Origin of the sequence: Rhodoferax sp., from assembly GCF_023701345.1 — a bacterium.
Lineage (GTDB): Bacteria > Pseudomonadota > Gammaproteobacteria > Burkholderiales > Burkholderiaceae_C > Rhodoferax.
The window spans coordinates 1-8,238 of record NZ_JAMPXE010000132.1; the positions used below are offsets into that span (position 1 = coordinate 1).

General features: G+C 63.8%; 13 protein-coding genes. All 13 read right to left on the reverse strand.

Going from position 1 to position 8,238, the window contains the following annotated elements:
• A partial coding sequence (locus tag NDI87_RS14685; RefSeq protein ID WP_296276167.1) for an SIR2 family protein occupies positions 1-839 on the reverse strand: 839 nt, incomplete at its 3' end.
• 8 nt (positions 840-847) lie between these two features.
• A complete protein-coding gene (locus NDI87_RS14690) occupies positions 848-2,008 on the reverse strand; it encodes a DegT/DnrJ/EryC1/StrS family aminotransferase (protein WP_296276169.1) in 1,161 nt (386 codons plus the stop codon).
• A 3-nt stretch (positions 2,009-2,011) separates the two neighbouring features.
• Positions 2,012-2,272: a hypothetical protein gene (locus NDI87_RS14695; RefSeq protein ID WP_296276171.1), complete on the reverse strand. Its 261-nt coding sequence runs from the start codon at positions 2,270-2,272 to the stop codon at positions 2,012-2,014.
• 2 nt (positions 2,273-2,274) lie between these two features.
• A complete protein-coding gene (gene nifT / locus NDI87_RS14700) occupies positions 2,275-2,502 on the reverse strand; it encodes a putative nitrogen fixation protein NifT (protein ID WP_296276173.1) in 228 nt (75 codons plus the stop codon).
• 40 nt (positions 2,503-2,542) lie between these two features.
• Positions 2,543-3,691, reverse strand: a complete 1,149-nt coding sequence (locus tag NDI87_RS14705; RefSeq protein ID WP_296276175.1) for a cysteine desulfurase family protein — start codon at positions 3,689-3,691, stop codon at positions 2,543-2,545.
• Positions 3,692-3,710: 19 nt separating this feature from the next.
• Positions 3,711-4,055: a hypothetical protein gene (locus NDI87_RS14710; RefSeq protein WP_296276178.1), complete on the reverse strand. Its 345-nt coding sequence runs from the start codon at positions 4,053-4,055 to the stop codon at positions 3,711-3,713.
• Positions 4,056-4,062: 7 nt separating this feature from the next.
• Positions 4,063-4,356: a nitrogen fixation protein NifZ gene (locus NDI87_RS14715; RefSeq protein ID WP_296276179.1), complete on the reverse strand. Its 294-nt coding sequence runs from the start codon at positions 4,354-4,356 to the stop codon at positions 4,063-4,065.
• Positions 4,353-4,715, reverse strand: a complete 363-nt coding sequence (locus tag NDI87_RS14720; protein WP_296276181.1) for a nitrogen fixation protein NifZ — start codon at positions 4,713-4,715, stop codon at positions 4,353-4,355. The genes NDI87_RS14715 and NDI87_RS14720 overlap by 4 nt, the downstream gene beginning before the upstream one ends.
• Positions 4,708-5,499, reverse strand: coding sequence for a 4Fe4S-binding leucine-rich repeat protein (locus tag NDI87_RS14725; protein WP_296276183.1), 792 nt, complete (start codon positions 5,497-5,499; stop codon positions 4,708-4,710). The genes NDI87_RS14720 and NDI87_RS14725 overlap by 8 nt, the downstream gene beginning before the upstream one ends.
• Entirely contained in the window at positions 5,496-6,059 is a 564-nt protein-coding gene (locus NDI87_RS14730; protein ID WP_296276185.1) for a hypothetical protein, read from the reverse strand. The genes NDI87_RS14725 and NDI87_RS14730 overlap by 4 nt, the downstream gene beginning before the upstream one ends.
• Before the next feature lie 15 nt (positions 6,060-6,074).
• A complete protein-coding gene (locus NDI87_RS14735; protein WP_296276187.1) occupies positions 6,075-6,479 on the reverse strand; it encodes an iron-sulfur cluster assembly accessory protein in 405 nt (134 codons plus the stop codon).
• A gap of 28 nt (positions 6,480-6,507) precedes the next feature.
• Entirely contained in the window at positions 6,508-6,702 is a 195-nt protein-coding gene (locus NDI87_RS14740; RefSeq protein WP_296276189.1) for a 4Fe-4S binding protein, read from the reverse strand.
• Between the two features lie 39 nt (positions 6,703-6,741).
• The coding region (gene nifB, locus NDI87_RS14745) for a nitrogenase cofactor biosynthesis protein NifB (protein ID WP_296276191.1) at positions 6,742-8,238 on the reverse strand (1,497 nt) is incomplete at its 5' end.

Genomic DNA, 8,238 nt, shown 5'->3' on the forward strand with positions numbered 1-8,238 from the left:
GCCAGCGCTGGCTGCATCGCATCCATCAACGCGGTGGCGAACTGCGCCAGCGGCATGTCGATGCGGGTGATGTTTTGCTCGGCCAAAAAACGTGCTTCCATGCGGGTCGGCTCATTGGGCAACACCGCCCAATGGCGGTCGCTGGAGCGTTTCATGATCTGGCGCGCAAAACAGCGGGTCAGTTGGTCGTCAAAGCGGCAACCCAAAAACAGAAAGTTGCGCCCGCTGCGCCAGGCTTGTACGGCGGCCGGAATCGGGGTCTGGATGTCAATTTCGGTCAGCACTTCCACATAGTCGCTGTCAGACACCAGGTAGTTGCCGGCCGGGCCGTGGCTGCCCATGGGTTTGTAGAGCATGCGCCCCGGGTCGGCGGACAACTCGGCCAGCGCGGTGCCGTCAGCCGCGTAGGCACCGGTCCATTGGCCAAAATGTTCAGACTGCGACAAACCCTGCACCTGCACCCAACGGCCCGGCACTTGCGCCAGGCCTGCGGCGAAGGTGTCGTCGTACCAGGTGTCCACCCACAAGCCGGCACCGCTGCCCGCCAGCGCCAGATGAAAAGGGGAGGGTGCGGGTGTGGCGGCAAAGGCCTCGTTCATCAGGTGCACCACTGACTTGCGGTGTTTGAAGTTTTCGATGAACTGCGCCGCCTGGGTCAGGCGCTTGCGGATTTTGTGCGGCACGCTGACCTTGGCGGTCATGTTTTCGGCCAGTGCCAGCGGCGTGCCCGGCACCTTGATGTCAGCGCACAAGGACAACATGTCGGGGCCCAGGTAGGGAATGACGGCACCGGTGGACAGGCTACTGGCAATCTCTTGGATCAGGTCTTGGGAGTTCATGGTTTTCCTTAGTAAATGGCAGCACCGGCGCCGACATTGGTGGCGGTGTCCTTGAGCGTTTTGACGATGTACTGGACTTGTTCCTGATCCAGCCGGGTGTGCAGCGGCAGCGCCAGTGCACGGTCACCAATGCGGTCGGTGTCACGCAACACGCCGCGCTGGCGGCCAATGGCATCACCGGCATTCATGTAGTAGTACTGCTGGTGCAAGGGATGGCTGTAGGCCACGGTCTCGATGCCACAGGCAAGCAGGTCGTCAATCATCTGCGCGCGTGCGCTGCCCGCGAAACGTTTGCCCAGGTGCACCACATAAAGCATCCAATGCACCTCGTCCACGTCCTCGCCAATGTAGGGCGGCTTGACGCCTTCAAAACTCTGCATGTTGTCGTGGTACCAGGCCACCACCTGTTTGCGCGCCTCCAGGCGTTCGTCCAGGCCCGCCAGTTGCGCCAGACCCAGCGCGGCGGTGAGTTCGCTCATGCCTGCCTGCAGCGGCACGCGCGCGCCGACCGAGACCGACGCCCGGTCGGCCAGGCGGCGCTGGCGCAGGTAGCGCAGCTCATGCACCAGCGCATCGTCGTCGGTGACCAGCATGCCGCCCTCCCCCGTGCACAAGGCCGACGGGGCGGAGAAATCAAACACCGACACATCGCCAAAGCTGCCCACGCTTTGGCCCCGGTAGCGCGAGCCAAAAGCCACGGTGCTGTCTTCGATCAGCGTCAAGCCATGGGTATCGGCCAGCGCACGCAGCGGTGCCCAGGCTGCCGGGTGGCCGTTGGTATTGCCAGCCAGCAGGGCGCGGGTGTGGGGGGTGATCTTGAGCGCCGCCTTTTCAGGGCTCAGGCTGCCGGTCCAGTAGTTGATGTCGGCAAACACCGGCGTGGCACCGGTCAGGGTGATGGCCTGAGCCACCTGGTGCCAGGTGTGCGAGGTGCAGATCACCTCATCGCCGGGACCAATACCCATGGCCCGCAGCGCAATCCAGGTGCCCAGCGTGCCGCTGCCGACCGCGACCGCGTGCTTGCGCCCGACCCAACCCGCAAAAGCGCGCTCGAACGACGCCAGCATGGGCCCGTCACCCCATTGCGACGACTGCAAGACAGCGTTGACAAGTTCAATCTCGCGCGCACCGCAGTCGGGCTCGAACAGAGAGATGACGTCGACTTCCATGGCCTAGTCTTCAGTCAGGATCAGGGCCGAGGCTTCTTCCGCCAAATCGGTGGTGCTCCAACAATGGCCGTTGGTGGTGGCGAGAAAGATGCGGCGTTTGCCCAGCGTCAGTGCGGCGGTTTCACCACGCATGTCCATGGCATCCACCACCACCACCCGCATTGACGGGTCACGGGTGCGCCAGGTGGCTGCGGCTTCGCGCACGGACGCTGCCGCAGCGACAACTTCACCGGCATCACGCAGATAGTCAGGGGTGATGGCCATGGTCAGTCTCCTGCGTCCTCGGCCAGCGCCATGCGTCGCGCTTCCACCGTGATCGGCAGTGGTGTATCTGCCGGCATCGCGGGCAAATCAAACTGCCAGCCGTTGGCGAGTGTCACCAAGCCACCCCACATGTCCGGGTTGACCATGGCGATGATGGCTTCCTCCAGGTCTTTTTTGGGCACATAGCCGGTCAGCACACCTTTGCTGTCTTTGCGAATCATCAGTTTCATCAAGTGCTCCTGGAGGTAAATAAGGTTTCAAGGATTGGCTTTAAGGAGCGGTCAGTCGTTCTTCATGCAACAGGGGCGCCAGCAGTGGCGGCAATGCCTGCAGCAGGTGGTTTACTTCGGCCAGGGTGCTGGTGGCGCCCAGCGAAAAGCGCACGGCGGCCAGCGCCTCGTCAGCGGGCACACCCATGGCCGTCAGGACGTGTGACGGCGCGCTGCCACCGGATGAACAGGCGGCGCCGCTGGAAGCCGCCACACCCAGGCGCTCAAGCCGTTGCAACACCACATCGACCGAGAGCTGGCCAAAACGCAGGTAACTGGTGCCGGGCAAACGCGGCACCTGCCGACTCCAGATGTGGGTTTCAGGCAGGGCGCGGGTCAGGCCGTTTTCGAGCGCGTCGCGCAATTGGGCCTGGCGCTTCGCTTCCAGGTTGACGTCACCCAGCAGTTCGAGCGCGGTGGCCATACCGACGATGCCGGCCAGGTTTTCGGTGCCGCCGCGGCGCCCGCGCTCCTGGCTGCCCAGGGTTTGCGGCACAAACGGCAGCCCCTGGCGCAGCAGTAACGCGCCGGTGCCCTTGGGGCCTTGAAACTTGTGCGCCGACAAGGACACCGCATCGGCGCCAGAGTCCGCAAAATGAAACGGCAACTTGCCAACGAGTTGGGTCGCATCGACATGCAGCAAGGCCCCTGCGGCATGCGCCAGCGCAGCAACTTGAGCCACGGGCATCAGCACCCCGGTTTCATTGTTGGCCGCCATGAGCGACACCAGGGCCAGGTCCGGCCCGATCAACGTCTGTGCTGCGGCAAGGTCAAGCGTGCCGTTGGCCAGCACCGGCATCCAGTCCACCTGAACACCGGCGTCAGCCAGGGCCCGCGCCAGTCGCAGGTGACCGGCATGCTCGACGCTGCTGAACACCACGCGGCTGCGCCCTGACGCGGCCGCAGCCAGCAAACCGCGTACCGCCAGGTGGTTGGCCTCGGTGGCACCGCTGGTAAAGATCACCTCCACCGGCTTGCAGCCCAGCACCCGCGCCACGGTGGCACGCGCCGCACCCAGCGCACGTTTGGCGTCCTGCCCCGGCCCGTGCTGCGACGAGCTGTTGGCCCACACACCCGAGAGCACCGGCAGCATGGCGGCAAGCACCTCGGGTGCGGGCGGCGTGGTGGCGTTGTGGTCGAGGTAGATCATGGTGAAGCCCGGCTTTGCTTCAGGTCCAGAACTGGCGTTCGCTGTCAACACAGAGCAAGTCCAGCAAGACCTCCAGCGACGCATCCTGAAAGCGCGGCTCCCAGGTGCCGTTGGCATGGTCACGCGAACACAGACACCAGTGGCTGCCCTCATGGGGCATCAGCAGGGCAATGTCGATCATGCCGCCACTCGGGTCGACCTTGCGCGAGCAGCACGGGCTCTGGATGCGAAAACTGCTGTCCTCGCGCAGCACCTGCGGCCGCACATATCGGTAGCGCACCCGCTCGCGCAGGGCCCGTTCCAGGCGGCGCACCACCAGGTCCAGCACCTGGGCGCTGGCCGGGGCCGCGATGATTGCTGCCATGTTCACGTCAATCCCCGGTTTCCGGCAGCAAGCCGGGCGGCGCGGGAACCAGTTCGATTTCCAGGCAACCCACCACGCAGCCGTCAAATTGCACCAGGTAGACCGGTTCGTTCAACTCGGGGGCATGGCCAACGTTGACCACCTCGCCGACCGAGCCGCGCGCGGCCAGCAGCGCGTCCACCGGCCGATCCGGGTAGCTGCCGTCGTTGACCAGATCGTCCAGCGCGATCACGCGCTGGCCCCAGGCATAGGCGGGTGCGCGGGGTTCAAGACCGGGCAAGGCGTTGGCGGTGATGTTCATGTGTTTTCCTCGGTGGGTGCGGCTGACCCGATGCTGCGCAGCGCGCTGGTCTTGTCGCCCAACTGCGCCAGCACCTCGTCGGGCAAGTTGTCCAGCGTGCAGAGTTCCTTGGCGCGCATACCGACGCGGTGGCCGGATTCGACAAAGTCGACCGCGTAGATATAGAACTGCTGCAAGAAGGTGTTGATGTTGATCACGTAACCCACCTCGCCCCTGTTGACCAGCACCTCGCCGATGTCGCGGCCGTTGTAGGTGCCGTCGTTGCGCACCACCGAGCGCGCAATCACCCGCTCGCCGTAGCTGAAACGGGGCGGATGCGCCAGCTCGATCTCGGCATCGTCGCGGTTGATGTCAGCCATGGGCTGCTCCAATCCGGGTGACATGGCGTTTCAGACGTTCATGCACCGCCTGGCGCACCTCAGGCTCTTCATCCTCTTGCATGGTTTCCAGTGTGGCTGTGTCGGCGCGCTGGGCAACGTCCCAACGCACACACCAATCGGGGTCGTGGGCCAGCCGCGACAGCAGGGCCACGGGTAATCGCTCGGCCACGATGCGGCGCACGTCAGCGCTCGGGTCGTCTGCCATGCGCAACAGTGCGGGCATGTCAAGCCGTTGCGCCACACGCATGCGCACGGCGCGGTCCGGGTCAAGCATCATGGTCGGCAAAATGGCCAGTGGCAGGCGTTGCGCCACCAGCTCACGCACGCCGTAGTCCGGGTCTTGGCGCAGCGCCGCCAGCGCCATGGGTGCCAGCCGCTGCACCACGCGCAGACGCACCTCGCGGTGGGGGTCACTGACCAGCTTGTTCAACAGCGTTTGCGGCAAGCGCAAGGCCACCTGCAGGCGCACGGTTTCATCGGGGTCGTTGATCAGTGCCGTGAGGCGAAACACACTGGCACGGCGTGCCGCAATGGCGCGCACTTCAAAGTAGTCGTGTTCGAGCAGTTCGTCACTGAGCACCGGATTCCAGCGAAAGAAGCGGTCAATACGAAGCGCATAGGCGTCCTGCATGCAGGCGTGACCCGGCTTGCAGCCCTGGCCTTCACCCAGCAACAGCAGGCCGGCGTAGTCGCAGCCACTGCAGTCGATAGGGCCGCCTTGCCAGTGCTGCGCCGGTATGTCGGTGGTGGCGGTGGTGTTCATGGGCCTATTGCACTCCAGCCGCGCACCGGGTAGTCGGATGGCGCATCGCCTGCCCCGCCTTTTTCATGGCGCTTGAGCACGTGAAAAAGCAGTGCACCACCGATGTGGTCCTTGGGGTCAAGGCGACGCAGCTCCTTGAGCATCAACTGCGCCTCATCCATCGCACCCAGACGCATGTTCAGATACGCCAGACCCTTGAGCGTGAACAGATAAAAACGCACTGCGGCGTGGTGGCGTGTGGCGTCGTCGTCTGGTGCTTCGTCGCCAAAGTTCGGTCCCAGCGCGGTACGGGCAATGGCCAGTGCGTCTTCACCCGCGGCCCGGGCCTGCGCCAGCTGATGGCCATAAAAGTAAAAGCGGTACAGCGCGATCAGCGGTGCCGGGTGGCGTGGCGCCTCGGCACGGGCTTGTTCCAGCAGGGGCAATGCCTCTTGGGGCAAATGACGCAACAGCCCGGCCTGTGTGATCAACGCATTCACCTGCGGGCTCAAGCCCCCACCAATGGCGCCGTCGGCAAAGGCTGCCAGATCATCGTCAAAGTGCAGGCTGCTGGCGTTCATGGCGGCAAGGCAGTGTTAATGGGCCACCACAGGGGCAGGCCGGCCACGCCCGATGGAGGAAATCTCGATCTTGGTCACGCCAGTCTTGGGCGTCGTCTCGGCACTGCTGCAGGCGCAGGCTTCCTTGTTGGGGTCGATGAAACTCAGGCCCGACTGGGTTGCAGTCTCGACAAAGTCAATCGTGAAGCCATTGAGCATCAGGCGGCTCTCGGCACCCAGGAACAGGCGCACGCCACCGACTTCCAGCAATTGTTCGCCAGCGGCCGGAGCGGCCTCGGCGCTGAACTCGGACGAGTAACCCGAGCAACCGCCCGGGGTCACGGTCAGGCGCAAGCCTGCACCCACGCCCAAACCAGAAAAACGCACGATGCGGTTGATGAACTTCGCCGCAGCGGGCGTGAGGGTGACGTTGGGCAGCATGATGGTGGGTGCTTTCAGTGAGGAGGAATCAAACTTCGGTGATGCAGTCATCGACCGGGCAAACAGAGACACATTGCGGGTCATCAAAGTGACCTTCGCAGTCGTTGCACTTGGTGGCGTTGATGATGTAGACACCCTTCTTCACGCTGATGGCGACGTTGGGGCACTCGGGCTCGCAGGCATCGCAAGCGGTGCAGGTTTCGGTGTTGATTTTGTGGGTCATGATGACGCTCCTGTGAGGTTGACGGAATGAAAGAAATACTCAGGCAGCCAGTGCCACACTGTCTGCAACATGGGTGTAGGCGCCCTGGCGGATCTGTGCATCACCGCGGGCCTGGTGCACCACGGCACCGCTGGCAATGCGGGCGCGGTAGTCGTTGAACCAGCTCAGCGCGGCCTTTTCAATGAACTCACCGACATAGGCGTCGACCGGCTCCACGCCCGCGGCGGTGAGTTCATCTTTCGGGCAGGCGCCAATCTTGGCCACCAGCACCGCATGGCAGTCGTTGATGGCACGCACCACCGAGGGCAATTGCTCGTCGTCGCCGGCACCGCCCTGGCAATACTGGTCCACCCGGCGGTGGCCGACAAACAGCGCCTTGGTGGCGGACACTTCAAAAACCTGGAACTCGGTGACGTGGCCAAAATGTTCATTGACCCGGCCACCGCCCTTGGTGGCCACGGCCACCAGCACGGTGAGCTCATCGGCCAACTGCACGGCACTGGCAGCGGCCAGGGCTTCCTGTTTGGCAGCCTGCTGCGCGTTGCGCTCGATCTCCACTTTTTCCTGGTAGCTGCGTCGTTTGTCGAGGTCGTACACCACGTCCATTTGCTCCAGCTTGTCGAGCGTGAACTCCTCGCTGCGGTCTTCACCGAGCAGGCCCACCGCGTCGGCACGGCACTGGCGGCAGTGGCGCATCAGGTTGGCACCGCCCATGCAGGCATCCTGCACCGCCTTCAACTCGGAGGCCGTCGGGCCGCGCTGGCCGGTCAGGCCGAACACGGTGCCGTGCTCGGCCTCGGAAATCAGCGGCATGATGTTGTGCAGGAACGCGCCGCGTTTTTTCACTTCGCGGTTCACTTCAATCAGATGCTCGTCGTTGATGCCGGGGATCAGCACCGAGTTGATCTTGGTCAGCACGCCGCGGGCCGTGAGCATTTCCAGCCCCAGCATCTGGCGCTCGTGCAGCACTTTGGCGGCCTCGTAACCGGTCAGGCGTTTGTGGTTCCAGAAGATCCAGGGGTAAATCTTTTCGCCCACCGCCGGGTCCACCATGTTGATGGTGATGGTGACGTGATCGACGTTGTATTTGCAAATTTCATCCACCAGGTCCGGCAGCGCCAAGCCGTTGGTGGAAATACACAGCTTGAGGTCGGGCGCCTGCTCCTGCAGCATGCGGAACGTGTCAAAAGTTTTCTTCGGGTTGGCCAGGGCGTCACCCGGTCCGGCAATGCCCAGCACCGTCATCTGCGGGATTTCGCTGGCCACCGCGACAACTTTCCTGACGGCCTGCTCAGGCGTGAGTTTTTGCGACACCACACCGGGGCGCGACTCGTTGGAGCAGTCGTATTTGCGGTTGCAGTAATTGCACTGAATGTTGCAGGCCGGGGCCACCGCCACATGCATGCGGGCGAAATGGTGGTGGGCTTCTTCGGAGTAACAGGGGTGGTCCTTGACCTTGTCCCAGATGGCCTGGGGCATGTCCTCCGGGCCATCGGACGAACCACAACTGGCCTTGCCCTCGCTGCCTACCGTGCC